This window comes from Prochlorococcus marinus str. MIT 9313 (assembly GCF_000011485.1).
In the GTDB taxonomy this organism is placed as follows: domain Bacteria; phylum Cyanobacteriota; class Cyanobacteriia; order PCC-6307; family Cyanobiaceae; genus Prochlorococcus; species Prochlorococcus marinus_D.
The window spans coordinates 2,117,464-2,137,532 of record NC_005071.1; the positions used below are offsets into that span (position 1 = coordinate 2,117,464).

Sequence of the window (20,069 nt, forward strand, 5' to 3'; positions counted from 1 at the left end):
TTCAGGCCTGGAGAGGCTTGCTAACAGACTGGGCCGTGGATAACTTCTCCCCACAGCTATCCACGGCATTTGCACACAACTTGCCGCTGAGCACCGCACCCTCCATCGACGCAAGGTATCGCTGCATTGTGAAGTCACCAGCGAGAAAAAAGTTGGCAATCGGAGTCTCCTGGCTCGGGCGAAGCTTCTGACACCCAGGGGTGGTCTTATAAACCGACAGGGGTGTCTTAATGACCTTGTACTTGCGCAGTTTGGCCTGTTTTTCGCCTGTGAAGTGCATCGGGAAAAGCTTCTTTAGCTCAGCCAATGTGGCTTCGATGATGTCCTCATCGCTACGGCCGATCCAATCTTTGGCTGGAGCAAAGACCAGTTCCAACATAGAGCGATCTGGATCTTCGTACTCCTTGCAGGTAATGCTCATATCGGCGTAGACACTCAAAAGAGGGGAACGACTGAAGAGCAGGTGATCGATATCCGTGAGCTTGCGGTCGAACCAGAGATGAATGTTGATCACTGGAACACCGCGCAGTCCATCGAGTTTGCGAAACACCTCCATCTGCTTCCAAGGGGCCGGCAAAAGCAATTTGAGCGGATCCACAGGAAGAGCACTGACATAAGCATCGGCTTGAACATTCCTAGGTTCACTGCCCGGCTCACCTCCAATCAGAAAGCTCTCCACACTGCTGTCTTCACTGAGCTTGATCTCCCGCAAGGGGCTGTTGAGATAAACCTCGCCACCATGAGACTGAATATGCTCCACCATCGGTTGACAAAGCCGCTCAGGAGGGGCCCCATCAAGGAAGGCCATCTTGGAACCATTCTTTTCCTGAAGAAATCGATTGAGCGCCGTGAGGATGACAGTGGCTGAAATCTCATCAGGGTCAATAAAGTTCAATGCCTTACTCATGGCGATGAAAACCTCCTCATTCACCCGCTCAGGGATGTTGTGGAGCCTCAGCCATTCAGTCCAAGAATATTGATCACACTCCTCCACGTAATCCTGGCCTCGCAACATTGCCGGTACGAGACCCAAGCCGAAGGCAACCTTCTCTGGCCAGCTGAGCAAATCGTTATTCCCTAAAATTGCAGCCACTCCATTGAATGGAGCTGGAAGATCCGGAAAGTCAAAGCGGCTGTATGTTCCAGGCTCCTCAAGCTGGTTGAAGATCATCGAGTGACTTTTCCACTGCAAACGCTCCTCGATGCCCAATTCTTTGAACAACTGGAGCATATTTGGATAAGCCCCAAAAAAGATATGTAAACCAGTCTCATACCAGTCACCATCATCATCCTTCCAAGCCGCAACTTTGCCGCCAAGCACATCGCGGGACTCATAAACAACTGGAATGTGTCCCGCATCAACTAGATATTTGGCACATGAGAGTCCAGCCAGACCTGCTCCTGCGATGGCAACGCGCATGCTTCTCACGACAAGTAAACATCAACCCTAAAAGGAGCCCTCCCCCATTCTCTTCCTAGAGTCCCTTCACTTGCTCTAGCGGGCCCCATTGCGGGACCGGTCCATGCCATGAACGAGACCCTATTGAAGTGCACGACCCGTCACGTCAGGATCTTCACGGCCAGGGTTGAAAACAATGATCTCGTTCCAGACCCCAACCAGCTCACGCTTGATCTCGATCCTGACAACGAGTTTCTTTGGACAGAATCCGTCACAAAAGAGATCCAGCAACGCTTCGCAGAGTTGGTGGCCTCGCATGCCGGAGGCGAACTTAGCGACTACAACCTGCGCAGAATTGGCTCAGAACTCGAAGGAACAATCCGAAAGCTGCTTCAGGCTGGAAAATTAAGCTACAACCCAGAGTGCCGCGTGCTGAATTACTCCATGGGGCTCCCGCGTACCCCTGAGCTGTTGTGAATCGCTCCCGTTACAACCGCCAATCACCTCCTGAGAGCTATGGCCAAGAGGGAGGCCGCGGGGACCGCTACTCGCGCCGCAACCGCTATGAAAGCGATGACTCCAGCTATGACCGTTCCCCTTCAAGTCGTTCTGGCCCTCCCACCCCACCAGGAGGCAATGGCATCCGCTTAAATACAGCCAGCCTGGCTGTACTCGCAGGGGTTCTGATCGTTGGGATCGGGATCGGCAGTGCTGTCACTAGCACCACCCAAGGCGACCAAGGCAACATTGCCAGCAGTCAGCAGCTGGACATGGCTGTGCCTGACCCTGAATTCTGTCGACAGTGGGGGGCCAGCGCCTTCGTCATCGACGTTGAGATGTACACCACGCTTAATCCTTCCAGCAGTTTTGTCACACAGCCCAGCCTGCAGCCTGGCTGTGTCATTCGTCGGGAAAACTGGACGGTGCTGGAAAAACAAGGTGCAGTCACCAATAGCCAGGTTAGAGAGTGCAAGCAACGCATGAACACCTTCGCTTATATCGGTTCAATCCGCGATAAACCCATCGTCCGCTGCGTCTACCAGACAGATATCAGAGAGAATAAATTTATTACTAAAGGAGTTGCTGACGATTCCGTGGGCGTAACACCGGAAGCAGATCAATTCTGAGTCGACTCTTAACCATTGACATCTGCAAGAACGGCCCTGTTCTGACGAATGGGGCTGTCGGCACTAGCAAACACTGGCAGCACATCACGCCTAAAGGCTTCTGCTGCGCGGGAACAGTAACGCGCAGGATGGCTGATCAACTTCAGCTGACGACGCACCTGCAGATCAACCACCAACGGTTTGTGCACTGTGCCGGCGGTGAGTTCACGTTCAATCGATACCACAGGCAAAAAGGCTGCCCCAAGACCAGATTGAACTGCATTCTTGATCGCCTCAAGAGAATTGAGCTCCATCTCTATCCGCAAGCGCTGCACATCCAAGCCAGATCGAGCTAGAAGCTGGTCCAGCATCTTGCGAGTGGTGGACTGGGAATCAAGACTGATAAAACCCAAGCGATAGAGGTCTTCCTTGGTGAGTTCAACAAGCCTCGACAAAGGATGTTTCACCGGAAGAACCAGGGCCAGTTCATCGCTGGCGTATGGCACAACCTGAAGAAGATCGTTGAGCTCCGATGGCAGCTCGCCTCCAATGATCGCTAGATCAATTTGACCATTGGCAATGCTCCAGCCGGTGCGTCGAGTGCTGTGCACTTGCAATTGCACAGCCACGTCCGGGTACTTTTGGCGAAATAAGCCAATCATGCGCGGCATCAAATAGGTGCCAGTCGTCTGGCTAGCCCCAATCACTAATGATCCACCTTTGAGGTCATGAAGATCATCAAGAGCTCGGCAGGCTTCCTGACACTGACTAAGAATCCGCTCGCAGTAGCTCAACAGAAGTCGGCCCGCTTCGGTTAGCTGAGCCTTGCGGCCCCCACGATCAAACAAGGAGACCTCTAACTGCTTCTCCAGGTTCTGAATCTGCAGGCTCACCGCCGGCTGAGTGACATAAAGGCTATCGGCTGCTTTCTTAAAGCTGCCCTCACTCACGATGGCGTGGAGGATGCGCAACTGATCGAGTGTGAACGGCAGATCGGCCATGGAGGACCTGCCAACCCGGCAGTAACAACAGAAAAACTGTAAGCGGAAAAGCCTGGACGCCAGAATCGATAATCATTGCCACTGCCACTTGGCACAATTGTCATCCACTGGGCTCCATCACAGCACCCTTGTGATGCTTGTTCTGTTGTTTCTCTTCGCTGTGATCCACAGCGGCGGAGCAGCCCTACGTAGCCATGCCGAAACCAGGATCGGGGCTAGGGCATGGCGATTGATTTTTGCCGCAACAAGCATTCCCTCCGCTGTGGTGGTGATCGGTTACTTCCTCTCACATCGCTATGACGGGGTGCGGCTCTGGAATCTGCAAGGAGTGCCAGGCATGGTGCCAATGATCTGGGCCCTCACGGCCATCAGTTTCCTCTTCCTCTATCCCGCCACCTACAACCTGCTGGAAATCCCAGCCTTGCTCAAGCCGAAAGTACGGCTTTATGCCACGGGGATCATCCGCATCAGTAGACATCCCCAAGCCATTGGCCAAATCCTCTGGTGTTTCTCCCATGCGCTCTGGATTGGCAGCAGCTTCATGCTGGTGACTTGTTTAGGCCTGATCGGCCATCACTTATTTGCTGTTTGGCATGGGGACCGCAGATTGCGAGCCCGCTTCGGCGATGCTTTTGAAGAACTGCGTCAAAACACCTCCGTAATCCCCTTCAGGGCGGTGATCGATGGACGACAACAATTGCTATGGCAAGAAGCTTTGAGACCTTCCCAGCTCGGCATCGCTATCGCTGTGGGAGTGTTCTGGTATGCCCATCGCTTCATCCCCATCGGCAGCGCGGCCTTCCTCTCCTCCAAGCTGGAAGGCCTGCTGAGCTGAATTGCCTACACTCCCATGATCCTGCCTGGACCGGATGAACTCGGCCGCCGACCTCGCCTGGTTAATCCCGGTGTTCCCCCTACTGGGAGCGATCGCCACAGGCCTGGGACTAATCAGTTTCAATCGCACCATTAACCGCCTACGTAAGCCGGTAGCTGTGCTGCTGCTCACCTCTCTAGGTGCTGCCGCCGTCTTGAGCTATGCAGTCCTCGCAGAGCAGCTGACCGGTGCTGCACCTGTCGAACATCTCTTCATCTGGGCCAGCGCCGGCAGTTTCAGTCTGCCAATGGGTTATGTGATTGATCCCCTTGGAGCAGTGATGCTTGCCCTGGTCACCACCATCGCTCTGCTGGTGATGATCTACTCCCACGGCTACATGGCCCACGACAAGGGCTACGTGCGTTTCTTTACCTATCTAGCCCTATTCAGCAGCTCGATGCTGGGCTTGATTATCAGCCCCAACCTTCTCGAAATCTACGTGTTTTGGGAGCTGGTAGGGATGTGCTCCTATCTCCTGGTGGGCTTCTGGTACGACCGAGATGGTGCCGCCCATGCAGCTCAAAAGGCTTTTGTCGTCAACCGTGTGGGTGATTTTGGCTTGCTCCTTGGCATTCTCGGAGTCTTCTGGGCAACGGGCAGTTTTGATTTCCATGGCATTGCTAATGGCTTGTCAGATGCCATCGCGAACGGCACCGTTCCAGGCTGGGCGGCATTGACCTTATGTCTATTGATCTTCATGGGGCCGATGGCCAAGTCAGCTCAATTCCCCCTTCATGTTTGGCTTCCCGATGCCATGGAAGGGCCCACACCAATTTCAGCTCTCATCCATGCGGCAACCATGGTGGCAGCAGGTGTCTTCCTCGTTGCCAGGCTAGAACCTCTCTACAGCCAGTTCCCCATGGTGGGTTTGGTGATCGCCGTGATCGGCACGATCACTTGTTTTCTGGGAGCGTCCATCGCGCTCACCCAGATGGACCTCAAGAAGGGACTGGCTTACAGCACGGTGTCTCAACTTGGATACATGATGCTGGCGATGGGCTGCGGCGCTCCCGTAGCAGGAATGTTCCACCTGGTGACCCATGCCTTTTTCAAGGCCATGCTTTTCCTTGGCTCAGGTTCAGTAATCCACGCCATGGAAGACGTTGTTGGTCACGAGCCCATCCTGGCCCAAGACATGAGGCTGATGGGCGGCCTGCGCCAAAAAATGCCGATCACAGCCATCACCTTCCTGATCGGCTGCATTGCCATAAGCGGTATTCCGCCTCTAGCAGGCTTCTGGAGCAAGGACGAAATTCTTGGACAAGCATTCACCACCTTCCCATTGCTCTGGGTTGTGGGCTTTCTGACAGCAGGGATGACGGCCTTCTACATGTTCCGCCTCTACTTCCTCACATTTGAAGGGCCATTCCGCGGAGACGACAAAACCCTTCAGGCAAATTTGATTGCTGCTGCGGGCAAAGGCAGTGAAGACGAGCATCCTCATCAAGGCGGGGTCCTGCATGAGTCGCCCTGGTCCATGACTCTGCCATTAGCAGTCTTGGCAGTGCCCTCGATGCTGATTGGTCTACTCGGCACCCCCTGGAACAGCCGCTTTGCAGGCCTGCTCAACCCAGAGGAGGCTCTTGAAATGGCCGCAACATTCAACTGGAGTGAATTCCTGCCACTCGCAGGTGCTTCAGTGGCGATCTCAACAGCAGGCATCAGCTTGGCTGTCTTAGCTTATGCACTGCACCGCCTCGATCTCGAAGAACTATTTGCCAATCGTTTCCCTGTCATCAATACCTTCCTGGCCAACAAGTGGTATTTGGATGACATCAATGAAAAGATCTTCGTACGCGGCAGCCGCAAACTGGCTCGTGAAGTGCTTGAAGTGGATGCCAAGGTGGTTGACGGCGTGGTGAATCTTACCGGCCTACTCACGCTTGGAAGTGGCGAAGGTCTTAAGTACTTTGAAACTGGCCGCGCTCAGTTTTACGCCCTCATCGTTTTCGGTGGTGTCATCGCCTTGGTCGTGCTTTTCGGCGTCCTAGGCAGTCCTGTTAGCTGATAAACCAAATTGTGTGTTATCGCCTATCGATGCAGTGTCAGAACGCCAAGCATTTCTACACTCCGACCAGTGCTGAAAAGGCCTGTCCGTGCTGGAGTTTGCCATAAGCGCACCCTTGGACACAGGTGCCGAGCTGCTGAGTGATCAAGTGAGCGCTAACTTCCCCTGGCTGAGCCTCTCAATTCTGTTCCCGATTGTGGGGGCCTTTCTGGTGCCGTTCATCCCTGATGAAGGGGAGGGTAAGCAGGTTCGTTGGTTTGCACTCGGCATCGCCCTGGTGACCTTTCTGATCACCGTGGCTGCCTACCTATACGGCTATGACCCCAGTCTGAGCGGCTTACAACTATCCGAACGGGTGAGCTGGCTACCTGATCTGGGCCTCACCTGGGCCGTCGGAGCAGATGGCATCTCGATGCCACTCATTCTGCTCACCAGTTTCATCACAGCACTGGCAGTCCTGGCAGCCTGGCCAGTGACGTTCAAACCCAAGCTGTTCTTTTTCCTGATACTGGCAATGGATGGCGGCCAGATCGCAGTTTTTGCCGTTCAAGACATGCTGCTGTTCTTCCTGGCCTGGGAACTGGAATTGTTGCCGGTCTACCTGCTGCTAGCGATCTGGGGTGGCAAAAAAAGGCAATATGCAGCCACAAAATTCATCATTTATACCGCTGGCAGTTCGCTGTTCATTCTGCTGGTGGCCCTAGCCATGGGGTTCTTTGGCGGAGGCACACCCAACTTCGAATACACCAACCTCGCCCAACAAAGCTTTGGGACAGGTTTCCAGTTGCTCTGTTACGCCGGACTGCTCATTGCATTCGGCGTCAAGCTGCCAATTGTGCCTCTACACACCTGGCTACCAGATGCCCATGGAGAAGCAACAGCGCCAGTTCACATGCTGCTTGCAGGCATCCTGCTGAAGATGGGCGGCTATGCCTTGATGCGCTTTAACGCTCAACTGCTACCTGAAGCCCATGCCCAGTTCGCCCCACTTCTCATCGTGCTTGGGGTAGTCAACATCATCTATGCCGCTCTCACCTCCTTCGCCCAGCGCAACCTCAAACGCAAGATCGCCTATAGCTCAATTAGCCACATGGGCTTTGTACTGATCGGCATTGGCAGCTTCAGTGCCCTAGGAACGAGTGGCGCCATGCTGCAGATGATCAGTCATGGTCTAATCGGCGCCAGTCTGTTCTTCCTTGTAGGAGCCACCTACGACCGCACCCATACCTTGCAACTTGAGGAGATGGGAGGGGTGGGTCAAAAGATGCGAATCATGTTCGCCCTATGGACTGTCTGTGCACTCGCCTCTCTCGCTCTGCCTGGCATGAGTGGTTTCGTTTCTGAATTAATGGTGTTCGTGGGATTTGCTACCGATGAGGCCTACACGCTGACATTCCGAATTGTGATTGCGGGGCTTGCGGCAATCGGCGTCATCCTTACCCCCATCTATCTACTCTCAATGCTCAGAGAAATCTTCTTCGGCAAAGAGAATGACCAACTTGTCTCCCATACCAACCTGGTGGATGCGGAACCAAGAGAGGTCTACATCATTAGCTGCTTACTCGTGCCGATCATTGGCATTGGCCTCTACCCCCGACTCATGACCGATAGCTATACCGCATCCATCCAAGAATTAGTAAAGCGAGATGATTTAGCCCTGCAACGCATCAAAAAACCCTCAGCATTGATGATTCGAAACACCACCATGACGCCTGCTGTGGTCTCATCCCCAAGGCTGCCGATCACTCAAACGCGATCGGAGCAGCTCACTAGGAAATAAGATCTGCAGCCTTTCTTTGCACAGCGACCCACCCTGAAGTCTCCAGCATTAATGATGAGCTAGTTGCTTTTTTAAGGGATTCGCCAGATCAGTTTCATCTTGATCTTGTGCCTCGAGCTCAACAAAGCGATTCACAATTCTCTCGAGCCCTTTTGGATGTTATTGCAGGTCTAAGGGCTAACAATAGATGCTTATTCACTGCCGGGAGTATCTGATATACAACCATGCCAAGCAATCCCGACCTCAGCCTCTAAGCCACCAACTCAACCGACCAAGACCAAGCAAAACGATCAAACTTTGAGACGAAAGCTGACTAGAAACCACCTCATCAGCTTCCTGCTAACCCAATTCATATAACTCTTTAAAGGCATGATGATCTATGGAATCCCCCTAGCGCGCGCCTAACAAGATCGATAACTTATTTCAAGCGTGATCTTTACCTTGCAGGATGATGGACTGAACAGGGGGGCTGATTCAGGCGCACGCCTTGCAATCCGCCTGCTGCAAGATGCCGCAGAGCGAGGTGAGTTAGATCCCTGGGATGTCGACGTGATCGCTGTGGTTGATGGTTTCCTCGATCAACTACGCCAGCGAATTGAGGTGCCCCAGCAAGTGGCCGCACAAGTTCAACGGCAAGGTGGCAGTTATGAACAGGATTTAGCAGACAGCAGCGAAGCCTTTTTGGCCGCATCAGTCCTGGTTAGTCTCAAAGCAGAGGTTCTCGAAGCCCAAACCTTTCCGCCGGAACCTCTATTTGAAGAAGGCTTCGAAGCAGAGCTTGGAGAGCAAGGCTGGCTAGATCCAAGTTTTGCGCTTCCCAGGCGCCCAGAGCGCCACCTCTTACGACGTCCGGCAGCACCACCACCCCTTCGCAGGCCAGTGACTCTTGGCGAGCTCATCGAACAACTGGAATCCATCGCCGAACAACTCGAATCCGACGAACTGCAACAGCGACGCCGCAAACGCAATAAACGTTTGAGTGAGCGTGAGGCCATTGCCCAAGTCACCGCTCTAGCGCACCGGGAAAAACTTCCTGAAACGACTGCGGCCTTAGGAGTTTTCCTCAACGATTGGGAGCAGGCCCTGCACTGGGTTGATTTCGAGCAGTTGGTTGGTCAGTGGGAACAAGTCTCAACAGCAGACCTGGACACGGATCGGGTGGGCGTGTTCTGGGCTCTGTTATTTCTATGCTCACAGGGAAAAGTGGAGCTGGCACAGGAAGGATCTCTCTATGCCCCCCTACGACTGAAGCGACTGCTGGCCCCAGGAACCATTGCTCAGCTCCCGCTTACCAGCCTTAACGTGCCAGCTGCCACTCCGGCCGAGGTCGTGAATGCCGCTTGAATGGAGGTCTATGTTGTTTAATCGAGCTGAGGCCTAACAACGCCAATGAAGGCGATGATTTTGGCGGCCGGCAAAGGGACGCGCGTCCAGCCGATCACCCACGTGATCCCCAAGCCGATGATTCCCATCCTTCAGAAACCCGTGATGGAGTTTCTGCTCGAACTGCTGAAGGAGCACGGATTCAAAGAAGTAATGGTGAATGTGTCTCACCTAGCTGAGGAAATTGAAAACTACTTCCGCGATGGCCAGCGCTTTGGCGTAGAAATCGCCTACAGCTTCGAGGGACGCATCGAAGAGGGAGAACTGATTGGTGATGCCCTTGGTTCCGCTGGCGGCCTCAAAAAAATCCAGGATTTTCAACAATTCTTTGATGACACCTTTGTGGTGCTCTGTGGCGACGCCCTCATTGATCTCGACCTCTCAGAAGCCGTAAAACGCCATCGAGCCAAAGGCGCTCTGGCGAGCTTGGTGACCAAACGAGTCCCCAAAGATCAAGTCAGCAGCTATGGCGTGGTGGTCACAGACGAGAATGATTGTGTTCAGGCATTCCAAGAGAAACCCTCCACTGATGCAGCGCTGAGCGACACAATCAACACAGGCATCTATCTCTTTGAACCAGAGATTTTCGAGCACATTCCTTCCGACCAACCCTTCGATATCGGCTCTGACCTATTCCCCAAGCTGGTGGAGATGGGCTTACCATTCTTTGCCCTACCCATGGATTTTGAATGGGTGGACATTGGCAAGGTTCCTGATTATTGGAGAGCCATTCGCAGCGTGCTGCAAGGAGAGGTTCGCCAAGTAGGCATTCCTGGTAAGGAAGTGCGTCCTGGGATCTACACAGGCTTGAACGTTGCCGCGAACTGGGACAAGATCAATGTGCAAGGGCCAATTTATGTGGGTGGCATGACCCGCATCGAAGATGGAGCAACAATTATTGGGCCATCAATGATCGGCCCTAGCTGTTGCATCTGCGAAGGGGCAACCGTGGACAACTCGATCATCTTTGACTATTCCCGTATTGGAGCTGGTGTGCAGCTGGTGGAAAAGCTGGTGTTTGGCCGTTACTGCGTTGGCAAAAACGGCGATCACTTTGACCTTCAAGAAGCAGCCCTTGATTGGCTGATCACCGATGCAAGGCGCCAAGACCTGGTTGAACCATCTCCTCAGCAGAAGGCCATGGCCGAACTCCTTGGCACAGACCTCACACCGGCACCAAGCTGATTCCAGCCTGATCAAGAATCTCGGGGATGCGCTCTTCTGCTTTCACGGCCATCAGATGGACGCCCTGGGTAAGAGACAAGTAACTCCTGACCTGCTCAGCAGCAATAGCGATTCCCTCAGCCATTGGATCAGATGCTTGCTCCAGCCGAACCACAAGTGATTCAGGAATGCATGCTCCAGGCACAACCCTATTAATGAAGCTTGCATTACGAGCTGATTTCAGCAAAAACACCCCAGCAAGCACAGGCAACCCAAGGGGATTGGCCACCTCATTGCAAAAGTGTTCAAGCACAGCGGGTTTCATCACCATCTGAGTCTGAAGAAAGCGAGCGCCGGCTTCCTTCTTTCGTTCGAGGCGACGACGCAAACCACTCAAGCTCTGGCAATTGGGATCAGCAGCGGCCCCAGCAAAAAAAGCAGTCGCTCCATCAGGGAGTAATCCCGAAACAGGGTCCTCAGCACGGTTGAAGGCAGAGACCTGATGCAGCAATTTCACCGACTCGTAGTCATGAACAGGTCTCGCCTCAGGTTGATCACCAACCCGAACCGGATCACCTGTAAGGCAGAGCAAGTTGCGAATACCCAGAGCATGAGCTCCAAGTAAATCTGATTGAAGGGCGATCCGATTGCGATCACGGCAAGCGAGCTGCAAAATCGGTTCAAGCCCCTCATCTAACAGCAAGCGACAGAGAGCAAGGCTGCTCATCCGCATCACTGCACGGCTGCCATCAGTCACATTGATGGCATGAACAAAACCTTTCAAACCTTGAGCCATCGTCAAGGAATGAACAGGATCTGCACCACGAGGAGGCATGACCTCAGCAGTGATCGTCACTGCTCCGGCCTCGATGGAGCGCTGCAAGGCTGAACTCAAATCACGATGTCCTTCACTCACTCACCAACTATGAGGGATCGCTAGCCCAAAGTCTGCGTAAGATGACCGGAGATAATCAATGGGGAGGAAATGGCCACAGGCAAAATCCCCAATTCCGTTCATATCTCACTCTCTTCAAGGGAAATGGAAATCATTGACCTTGTCGCAGACGGGCTAACCAACCAAGAAATCGCTGAAAAGCTAACCATCAGCAAGCGAACTGTCGACAATCATGTCAGCAACATGTTCACCAAAACAGGCTCAAAAAATCGTGTAGCCCTTCTGAACTGGGCCATGGATCACGGCAAGATCTGCCGCGATGGTTTCAATTGCTGCTCCTTGCCAGACGACTCCGACTCTGACTCCTAAACCCAAGCACAGCGGGCTCTGGGATGGACATCAAAGAACATCCTTCGGACTCGAGATCAAACAACTCGACATAGGCCATACAAGCCTCACGATCCCGGCATGTAAAGCGGAGGATGCCATCGGTATCGTACAAACCAAACACAAGTTGCCTTCCCGCAGCCTCTGCTGCCCGAACAACCAGTTCACTCGATCGGAACTGTTAAGAGATTATAAAGGCCCTTGGGGCGCTTTAGTCAAGCCAGATCGTAATCTCGGCGCCTCTGATCGGACCATTGCTGAATCGGGGTGCGTGCCAAAGCAGCATTGTTCCACTCAGATGCACCAGTCACCTCCTGCCAACACCACGCGGGAATCTCTAGCAGCTCCTCCGCAGAGACAAGTTCCACCTCCGCTAGCACAAGAGGAGCATTCGCTCCTTCGAAGCAATCGACCACCCAATCACCACCTTTAAGGCTTAGTTCATAACGTGTCTTGATCAGACGATCAGGCGCCAAACCCCAGAGAGCCTCTGCATCGATTAAAGGGATCCGATATTCGAACTCATGACGAGCAATACCCTCAGCAGGAGCCTTGAGGGTGAGCCAAGCCTGCTCCATCGCCATGATTCTCATCCTGACAGTGAACCCTTGAGGAGACCCGGCCAGGTAACCCTGACGCAAAGGCAAGGCGGGTCCTGCTAAAGCTCGCCACTCTTCTCCCACCACCAAAAACCTCCGTTCGATCTCGAGGCCCATGAGCTTCAGCTGGGAGATGGTTGATTGTTGAGCAGACTTCCCGCCCAATGCAGCTTGTGCGTGAGAGTTCTGTAATAAGAGGGGCTCTGTTCAAGAACCACCATCAATGCATGGTGCCGAGCCCTCTGAACAACACAACACTGGCCTGGTTCAAGCAGGGCACCACTCGCCCCATCTTTCCAGAGCTTCACCCGGCGAGTGTTTTCTCCCAGAAGCCCAATCACGAGCCGTGAAGCTGGAGGCACGATGACGGGACGACTAGAGAGACTCATCGGACAAATTGGACTCACGATGATGGCATCAATGCCAGGGTGAAGAATCGGTCCTCCAGACGCCATCGAGTAGCCGGTAGACCCTGTGGGTGTCGCCAAGATCAAACCATCGCCACGGTAATGATCCACCACCTCACCATCGATCTCTAGTTCAAGGGTGCAGGTAGGCGACACATCATCGCGATAAGGACGCATATAAAAATCATTCAGGGCCCAATGCAGTGCCTTAGTCCCATTCAAATCCTGGAGCGAAGCAGTAGGTCGAGCAGTTCGTTCAGCAGGGGAGCGGCTGTCCACGGCAGCCTGCAACATCATCCTGCGCTCCAAAGCAAAGTTGTCCTGCAACAATCGCTGCCATAGCTGACCGCCATCAAGCAAACAGCGTTCATGCGTCAGAAAACCTAGATGCCCTCCGACGTTGAAACTAAGGATTGGTACATCATGAACGGCAAGATGACGGGCCGCACCGAGCACCGTGCCATCGCCCCCAAGCACAACAGCCAAATCAGGCAGGCCGGCTTCTGAGGCCAATAAATCGGGGAAAGGGTTGGCCGTCACTCCACTCATGGCCATCACCACTTTCACTCCAAGCGCTTGGAGCTCGTCAACACAACAACAGGCTTCACGATGCGCAGAATGACTTCCCGCCCGATAGATCACCCAGACCAAATCGAGACGCATGCCTGGGTCTCCTTACCAGCGCAGCAGATTGAAGCGCTCCATATCCACAGTGACGCGATTGCGATACAAGGAAAGGAGGATCGCAAGACCCACAGCTGCCTCTGCAGCAGCAACAGTAATCACAAACACAGCAAAGACCTGACCGCGGATCAGATCACCATCAATATATGAAGAGAATGCCATCAGATTGATATTCACCGCATTGAGCATCAGCTCAATACTCATCAAAACCCGAACAGCATTACGGCTATTGATCAACCCCCACACGCCGATACAGAAAAGCATCGCAGCAAGCAAGAGATAGGCCTGAAGAGGAACAAGACCGGACGAGGACTCGAGCATGGGATCAATCAGGGGAAAAAGCAAAGTGACCTGAACTGATCAGGGCGTGGACTTATCGACAAGCAAAGGCGTTTGAGCCTTCTCGATCAGACCCTGATTGACAGCATCACCTGTACCAACATCAGTCTCCAGCACATCTCTGCGGGCCAACACAATTGCACCGATCATTGCCATCAGTAGAAGCACAGACGCCAGCTCAAAAGGCAAAAGGTAGTCAGTAAATAGGTGTTCACCAATTCGCTCAGTGGCCCCTACTCCAATCGCTGCGGGGCCTGGCACTGCCCAAGGTGTGGTGATCACCACACGAAAGAAAAGAACAAACAACCCTGCACAAACTCCACCAGAGAGCAGCCTTCGAATAGGCAATCCCTCGATAGGCTTCAAATCTTCGCGCTTGTTGACCAGCATGATCGCGAAGAGAATCAGCACGTTGACTGCACCCACATAAACCAGCACCTGTGCTGCTGCAACAAAACTTGCATTGAGGAGCAGATAGAGACCAGCCACAGCCATAAATACTCCACCAAGCAAAAAGGCGGAGTAGACGATATTGCCCAGCAAGACGACACCAAGGCTGCCGAGAACCACCACGGCGCCTAGTACCAGGAAACAGATTAATTCTGTGGAAGTAGCAATCGTCATCCGCTGGGCTGGTCTTGATCAGAAGCATCCTGCAAGGATTCTCCCTCATCCCCTTGCACAGACTCTTGTTGCAAGCTCAGACTCTTGAGCGCCTCTGCCGGGAGCTGTCCGGCTCGAGGTTGATTTGCAGGGACATCATGGGGATCCATAACCCCTTTAGGCAGATAAGCCAGCTCTCGTAAAGGCTGCACAGATGGGTCTGTCGTCACACTGGTTGGCAAACGACCCAATGCAACATTGTCGTAGTTGAGGCTATGGCGATCGTACGCAGCCAGCTCATATTCCTCTGTCATCGATAAGCAATTGGTGGGGCAGTACTCCACACAGTTGCCACAAAAGATGCAGACACCGAAATCAATGGAATAATTGCGCAGCTCCTTTTTCTTCGTCTCCTTATTCATCACCCAGTCCACAACAGGCAAGTTGATGGGACAAACCCTGACGCAAACCTCACAAGCAATGCATTTATCAAACTCGTAGTGGATACGACCGCGATAACGCTCTGAAGGGATGAGCTTCTCGTATGGATACTGCACCGTGATCGGACGCCGGCGCAGGTGATCGAATGTGACCGCAAGGCCCTGGATCAGATAGTTCGCTGCATCCGCAGCGTCGCGGGTGTAGTCAACAACTTTTTTGAGGAACCCGAACATGCGAAAGGAACCTCTAAGAGGCCCACTAGGAGCATTCAAGAAATCCTACAAGCTTTTTAGCCAGGATAAGTAAAAGTGCTTAGCCCTGCCGGAGCGAGATCCAGCACCTTCAAGCGCTTTGGCTGCATCAACCACCAAAGGCAACAGGGAAAGCCAACTTAAGAGCAGCGGTAATCAGCAGATTTCCAAGAGCGATCGGCAAAAGAAACTTCCAGCCCAAATCAAGCAATTGATCAATGCGTACGCGTGGAGTAGTCCAGCGCAACAAGATGGCTAAGAACACCAGTAGATAAGCCTTCAGCACTGTCATCACAATGCCAACCGAGCCAGTGATCACCTGCACCAAGGGAGCATCAACCGACTGACCAAGCCAACCAGCCAGCCATTCCACGGGGATGGGGAAGCCCCATCCCCCTAGGTAGAGCACTGCGACCAACAAGGACGAAAGCACAAGGTTGATGTAACTACCGAGATAAAACAGGGCAAACTTCATCCCTGCGTACTCGGTCTGATAACCCGCCACCAGCTCTTCCTCAGCTTCAGGGAGATCGAAAGGAAGTCGTTCGCACTCGGCCAGCGCACAGATCCAAAAGATCAAAAAGCCCACAGGCTGCCGCCACACATTCCAGCTAAGCAAGCCAGCACCATTTTGTTGGGCAACAATGTCGACCGTGCTGAGCGAATTGCTCATCATCACCACTGCCAGAACAGCCAAGGCAAGAGGGATTTCGTAACTGATCGATTGAGCAGCAGCCCTCAGCCCACCCAAGAGTGAGTACTTGTTATTGGAGGCATAGCCACTCATCAATAGGCCAATGGGCTGAATGCTGCTGAGGGAGATCCAGAGGAAAATCCCTATCCCCACATTGCTGATCAGCAGATTTTGACCAAAGGGCACGATCAGCCAGGAGAGGATCACAGGCACAAGCACCAGGACCGGACCTAGAGTGAACAGCAGGCCATCAGCCCTGACAGGGATCACGTCTTCCTTCACCAGCAACTTCAAGCCATCGGCCATCGGCTGCAACACGCCTAGAGCTCCTGCGTATTCCGGTCCGATCCGCTGCTGAACAGCCGCCGAAATCTTCCGCTCCAGCCACACGGTGACCAAAACGCCAACCATCGCCGCTGTCAACACCAACAGCATCGGTAGCGGCAGCCAAATGAGATGGGCCACCTGAGGGGAAAGCCCCAGCCCTTGTAATGACTGACTAAAGCTCAACTCCAGATCAAGGCCAGAACTCACCAAGCCTGAGGTTGTAGTGGCAAAGGTGGTCACCATGGTGATGGCTGAGCTGGCTGCAACTTAAGCGCCCGTAGAAGAGAAACGCTCATCACTAGGGATCCAAGTTCTGTTCTGGGGACCGGTGTAAATCTGCGAAGGTCTGAAAATCCGATTCGCGCCAAGTTGCTCTCGCCAATGAGCTAGCCAACCAGCCACCCTTGAGATAGCAAACACAGGAGTAAAAAGATCACGTGGAATTCCAAGCTTGCGATACACAAGACCGGAATAGAAGTCCACATTCGGATAGATCCCTTTAGGGCCTAAACGGGTGGCAGCCGCCTGCTCCAACGCCTTGGCCACGTCGTACATCTCATCGGTACCGAATCGGGCAAACAACTCCTCTGCAAGACCCTGAAGGATCACAGCGCGAGGATCCTTGACCCGATATTCCCTATGACCAAAGCCCATCACCTTGCGCTTAGAAGCAATCGCTTCATCCAAGTAATCACCAGCATGCTCTGGGCTGCCGATCTCTTCAAGCATCGCCAAAACATCCTCATTGGCACCACCATGTAGGGGTCCTGCAAGGGTGCCCACTGCGGAAGCCACCACTGCATAAGGATCTGTGAGCGTACTGGCGGTCACTCGAGCACTAAAAGTACTGGCATTAAGACTGTGTTCCGCATGCAGGATCAAGCAGCGATCAAGAACCCTTGCCGCCAAAGGGTCCGGTTCACGCTCGGTGAGCATGTAGAGGAAATTGGCTGAGTAGGCCAGGTCGTCACGAGGCTGAATGGGATCTTGCCCTTTGCGAATCAACTTGAAGGCCGCCACCATCGTGGGAATCTTGGCGATCAGCCTCACCACGGCGTTATAGACGTACTTCGGGTCATCGATGGCTCGACGGGAATAGAACAGCCCCAGGGATGCCGCACTCGACTGAAGTGCATCCATCGGGTGCCCCGAAGCTGGGAAGCACTTCATCATGTCGCGTACCCGGAAACTCACGCGACGGTGCATCTGAACCTCAGCTTCGAAATCACGAAGTTGCTGTGGGCTTGGCAGATCGCCCCAGATCAACAGATAGGTGGTTTCCAAAAAGCTGCTATGCGCTGAGAGCTCCGCAATTGGATAACCCCGATAAGCAAGCCGCCCCTGCAGTCCATCGATATCACAGATGGCGGATTGGGTTACTGGCACTCCCTCCAGCCCCGGACGAAAGCTGATGCCACTGCGATCGTGGCGAATCTCCCCAACCTGCTCCTGCCCCACCGCATCTCGACAACTCCTTGGCAACCTAAGCGGAACAGGGCAACAACACCGACGGCCTCAACAACACCTGCAGCGTTGCCCTGCCAGCAGGGCTTCGTTTCTGCTGCGACCATCTGAGATGTGCAAAACCAGCCTTCTTCAACACCAGGCAGCCCGTAGGCATGCCAATCAACCTTGCGGCTAGATGGGTCAAATCAGGTTGATGACCCACCAAAAGGCAGCGCCCAAGCAATCCTTCAAGCAAAGGCCAAGGATCCCTGCCAGGCAGCAAACCACTCTCGAATTCCACACGCCCCGCCAGACCTGCCTACTGCGCAAGTTCGGCCGTCTGAGCCGCACGCAGATAAGGACTACTCAGCAGACGATCAGCAGCAAAGCCAAGGCTTCGCAAGCGACGAGCGACCTCCATCGTGCGCAGAATTCCTTGCTCTGTAAGTGGGCGTCGCGAATCATCAACGCCATAGCAACGCTGCTCAGCGATGCCATGGCGCAATAAGAAAAGATCAACCGAGGTTGAGGCGGGCACGCATGCGAAGAGAAGAGCTTTGTTCATCTTGATCAGGCCCCACAGCCATGGCCAACCCCTGCACACTGGGCTGCAATGAACCATCAGCAAGCGTTTGCATCAACGTCCAGGGACGCCAATGCTGAAGCTGCACCCGACCAGGACTTGCACCAAGAACCAGCTGTTGAGTAAGCGGACGATCATCTCGATTGAGATTGTTCAGCTGACGAAGACGAGGCTGTAACGCCTTACCCTGCTTGCGCTGCTGCAGAGCCGCAAGGGTCTGCCCCCACCAGGCCTGGTCTGGCTCTTGGGCCAAAGCAACGCCCAACTGAGCCTCAAGCAAGTTCTTAGTGGAGCTTTGTTGACGTGCCAAGCGCGTCCACACCTGCAGAGATTTGTCATCAAACGGCAAATCCGAACGAATAAAACCCTGCTCAGTCAGCGCATCATCCACCACCGAGACAGCTGGATAGTCCTGCTTGGTCGCAACCAGCCAGCCTTCGGGCTGCTGAAGCCACAACAACGGTCCATCGTCCAAACCAGCAATCGTGGCAGCCGAAGACACTTCATTTGCCGTCAACTGCTGACGCAGTAAGGGACCTAACCACTGCACCAGAGGATCCTGATCTGAGGGATCAAGTAATCGAGAAGGTGAACTCAGCAAAGCGAGGGCCTCCGCCTGACCACCAGCCGAGGTAGTGAGCTGAGCAAGTCCATCAGCTGCTCCAACCTCACTCGCAACGGCTTCCAAGGGTTGCTGGAAACGCAACAGCCCTTCCATCGCCAAATCGGACCCTTCAGGCTTCAAGGCAGCCACCAAACCCAACAGATCCTCACGCTGGCTGAGCGGCTTAGGCAGGCCTAACCAAGAGTGAAGAGCGGGCGGCGAGGCAACCATCAGCGCCACACCATCACCAAGCTGGCGCACGATCTCGACAAGCTCATGATCGCCAAGTTGATGCTGATCAGCCAACTGGGAAACATCAAGAGCCTGTTCCAATACCCCCCGGCCGGAGGCAAGCAACAACAGGTCATCGTCGATCAATGCTGTTGCTAAAGGCTGTGGATTGCGCCCCCTCAGAGCCCCTTTGCCACTAATCACTCCCATCCCCCGATAGCGGCTGATCTGCAGATCTGTGCCAGCCAAGCTGCGGGCTTGCCAAAAGCGCTGCAAAAACCGCCTCGCACCATCCTGATCTCGACTCTCTAGAACCAAAAGCCAACCCATGGATGCCTCTGGCCCGTCGGGTTCCAACAGAGCCATGCTCACTTGCGGACCAAGCCAATCGACCAACTCCGACTCAAAATCCAAACCAGCGAGTGCGAAAGCACCATCACGAATCTGCTGAGCACCATCGCGAGCCTTGCGACGGTTGCGTGCCGGAGCTACAGCCTGGGCATAGGCCGGCACACGCACTGGATCCATCAACCAATGAACGGCAAGAGCAGCATCTCGAGGCACAAACCTTGCAGCACGTGGCAACTCCAGTGGCTGATCAACCAAACGCAGAGGGTTTTGGCGGGCCATAGCCCATCCAAGCCCCGCCACCAATGAGAACAGGACAAACACCGTGGCTAGCACGGCAATCAAAAACGGGCGGGCCTTCATGGGCCGGCAATGGGACTCTTTAGATCATCTTTATCCATTAATCATCTGATCGTCTTGCGCCCAGTATGAAGCGCTCACAAAGGCAACATCAATGAGTCGATTGACAGGTCTCTTTGTGCAAGCCAACTGAATCGCGAACAGCCACACACTTT

General features: G+C 53.8%; 21 protein-coding genes. 8 read left to right on the plus strand and 13 right to left on the minus strand.

Going from position 1 to position 20,069, the window contains the following annotated elements:
* Nucleotide 1: 1 nt before the first annotated feature.
* Entirely contained in the window at nucleotides 2-1,420 is a 1,419-nt protein-coding gene (gene pds, locus AKG35_RS10675; protein ID WP_011131369.1) for a 15-cis-phytoene desaturase, read from the minus strand.
* Between the two features lie 108 nt (nucleotides 1,421-1,528).
* Between pds and AKG35_RS10680 the strand changes: the two genes are divergently transcribed.
* Nucleotides 1,529-1,876 (plus strand): NAD(P)H-quinone oxidoreductase subunit M, encoded by a 348-nt coding sequence (locus AKG35_RS10680; protein ID WP_011131370.1) that lies wholly within the window; start codon nucleotides 1,529-1,531, stop codon nucleotides 1,874-1,876.
* On the plus strand, nucleotides 1,873-2,526 hold the full coding sequence (locus AKG35_RS10685) for a DUF3172 domain-containing protein (RefSeq protein ID WP_011131371.1): 654 nt from the start codon (nucleotides 1,873-1,875) through the stop codon (nucleotides 2,524-2,526). The genes AKG35_RS10680 and AKG35_RS10685 overlap by 4 nt, the downstream gene beginning before the upstream one ends.
* A gap of 8 nt (nucleotides 2,527-2,534) precedes the next feature.
* On the opposite strand, the gene AKG35_RS10690 is transcribed toward AKG35_RS10685, so the two are convergent.
* Nucleotides 2,535-3,506: a LysR family transcriptional regulator gene (locus AKG35_RS10690; protein ID WP_011131372.1), complete on the minus strand. Its 972-nt coding sequence runs from the start codon at nucleotides 3,504-3,506 to the stop codon at nucleotides 2,535-2,537.
* 133 nt (nucleotides 3,507-3,639) lie between these two features.
* Between AKG35_RS10690 and AKG35_RS10695 the strand changes: the two genes are divergently transcribed.
* From AKG35_RS10695 to AKG35_RS10715, 5 genes are all read left to right on the plus strand, one after another.
* Nucleotides 3,640-4,341, plus strand: coding sequence for an NnrU family protein (locus AKG35_RS10695; protein ID WP_011131373.1), 702 nt, complete (start codon nucleotides 3,640-3,642; stop codon nucleotides 4,339-4,341).
* A 34-nt stretch (nucleotides 4,342-4,375) separates the two neighbouring features.
* Complete coding sequence (locus AKG35_RS10700) at nucleotides 4,376-6,388, plus strand: NAD(P)H-quinone oxidoreductase subunit 5 (RefSeq protein ID WP_011131374.1); 2,013 nt, start codon at nucleotides 4,376-4,378, stop codon at nucleotides 6,386-6,388.
* A gap of 88 nt (nucleotides 6,389-6,476) precedes the next feature.
* A complete protein-coding gene (locus AKG35_RS10705; RefSeq protein WP_011131375.1) occupies nucleotides 6,477-8,168 on the plus strand; it encodes an NAD(P)H-quinone oxidoreductase subunit 4 in 1,692 nt (563 codons plus the stop codon).
* Between the two features lie 441 nt (nucleotides 8,169-8,609).
* Nucleotides 8,610-9,512, plus strand: coding sequence for a segregation/condensation protein A (locus AKG35_RS10710; RefSeq protein ID WP_011131376.1), 903 nt, complete (start codon nucleotides 8,610-8,612; stop codon nucleotides 9,510-9,512).
* Nucleotides 9,513-9,557: 45 nt separating this feature from the next.
* Complete coding sequence (locus AKG35_RS10715) at nucleotides 9,558-10,736, plus strand: nucleotidyltransferase family protein (RefSeq protein ID WP_011131377.1); 1,179 nt, start codon at nucleotides 9,558-9,560, stop codon at nucleotides 10,734-10,736.
* Here AKG35_RS10715 and AKG35_RS10720 read toward each other — a convergent pair.
* Nucleotides 10,717-11,610 carry a methylenetetrahydrofolate reductase gene (locus tag AKG35_RS10720; RefSeq protein ID WP_011131378.1) on the minus strand — a complete coding sequence of 298 codons (894 nt, stop codon included), beginning with the start codon at nucleotides 11,608-11,610 and terminating at the stop codon, nucleotides 10,717-10,719. The two genes, AKG35_RS10715 and AKG35_RS10720, sit on opposite strands and share 20 nt — an antisense overlap.
* Nucleotides 11,611-11,700: 90 nt before the next feature.
* Here AKG35_RS10720 and AKG35_RS10725 point away from each other — a divergent pair, with 90 nt between their 5' ends.
* Nucleotides 11,701-11,979 (plus strand): helix-turn-helix domain-containing protein, encoded by a 279-nt coding sequence (locus tag AKG35_RS10725; RefSeq protein ID WP_011131379.1) that lies wholly within the window; start codon nucleotides 11,701-11,703, stop codon nucleotides 11,977-11,979.
* Between the two features lie 233 nt (nucleotides 11,980-12,212).
* Here the strand turns inward: AKG35_RS10725 and AKG35_RS10730 are convergent, their stop codons facing one another.
* The 10 genes from AKG35_RS10730 to AKG35_RS10770 form a co-directional block, all read right to left on the minus strand.
* Nucleotides 12,213-12,713: a CYTH domain-containing protein gene (locus AKG35_RS10730; protein WP_041384714.1), complete on the minus strand. Its 501-nt coding sequence runs from the start codon at nucleotides 12,711-12,713 to the stop codon at nucleotides 12,213-12,215.
* 5 nt (nucleotides 12,714-12,718) lie between these two features.
* Nucleotides 12,719-13,666: an NAD(+) kinase gene (locus AKG35_RS10735; protein ID WP_011131381.1), complete on the minus strand. Its 948-nt coding sequence runs from the start codon at nucleotides 13,664-13,666 to the stop codon at nucleotides 12,719-12,721.
* A gap of 12 nt (nucleotides 13,667-13,678) precedes the next feature.
* Nucleotides 13,679-14,008 (minus strand): NADH-quinone oxidoreductase subunit NuoK, encoded by a 330-nt coding sequence (gene nuoK / locus AKG35_RS10740; RefSeq protein ID WP_011827260.1) that lies wholly within the window; start codon nucleotides 14,006-14,008, stop codon nucleotides 13,679-13,681.
* A gap of 39 nt (nucleotides 14,009-14,047) precedes the next feature.
* Nucleotides 14,048-14,650: an NADH-quinone oxidoreductase subunit J gene (locus AKG35_RS10745; protein WP_011131383.1), complete on the minus strand. Its 603-nt coding sequence runs from the start codon at nucleotides 14,648-14,650 to the stop codon at nucleotides 14,048-14,050.
* On the minus strand, nucleotides 14,647-15,303 hold the full coding sequence (gene ndhI / locus AKG35_RS10750) for an NAD(P)H-quinone oxidoreductase subunit I (RefSeq protein WP_011131384.1): 657 nt from the start codon (nucleotides 15,301-15,303) through the stop codon (nucleotides 14,647-14,649). The genes AKG35_RS10745 and ndhI overlap by 4 nt, the downstream gene beginning before the upstream one ends.
* Nucleotides 15,304-15,430: 127 nt before the next feature.
* Nucleotides 15,431-16,549 (minus strand): NADH-quinone oxidoreductase subunit NuoH, encoded by a 1,119-nt coding sequence (nuoH, locus tag AKG35_RS10755; RefSeq protein ID WP_197524618.1) that lies wholly within the window; start codon nucleotides 16,547-16,549, stop codon nucleotides 15,431-15,433.
* 60 nt (nucleotides 16,550-16,609) lie between these two features.
* Nucleotides 16,610-17,800 carry a citrate synthase gene (locus AKG35_RS10760; protein ID WP_041384716.1) on the minus strand — a complete coding sequence of 397 codons (1,191 nt, stop codon included), beginning with the start codon at nucleotides 17,798-17,800 and terminating at the stop codon, nucleotides 16,610-16,612.
* 25 nt (nucleotides 17,801-17,825) lie between these two features.
* Entirely contained in the window at nucleotides 17,826-18,089 is a 264-nt protein-coding gene (locus AKG35_RS13710) for a leishmanolysin (RefSeq protein ID WP_011131387.1), read from the minus strand.
* 18 nt (nucleotides 18,090-18,107) lie between these two features.
* Nucleotides 18,108-18,326 carry a SixA phosphatase family protein gene (locus tag AKG35_RS13715; RefSeq protein WP_328284560.1) on the minus strand — a complete coding sequence of 73 codons (219 nt, stop codon included), beginning with the start codon at nucleotides 18,324-18,326 and terminating at the stop codon, nucleotides 18,108-18,110.
* Nucleotides 18,304-19,917, minus strand: a complete 1,614-nt coding sequence (locus tag AKG35_RS10770) for a DUF3352 domain-containing protein (RefSeq protein WP_011131389.1) — start codon at nucleotides 19,915-19,917, stop codon at nucleotides 18,304-18,306. The genes AKG35_RS13715 and AKG35_RS10770 overlap by 23 nt, the downstream gene beginning before the upstream one ends.
* Nucleotides 19,918-20,069: the final 152 nt, after the last annotated feature.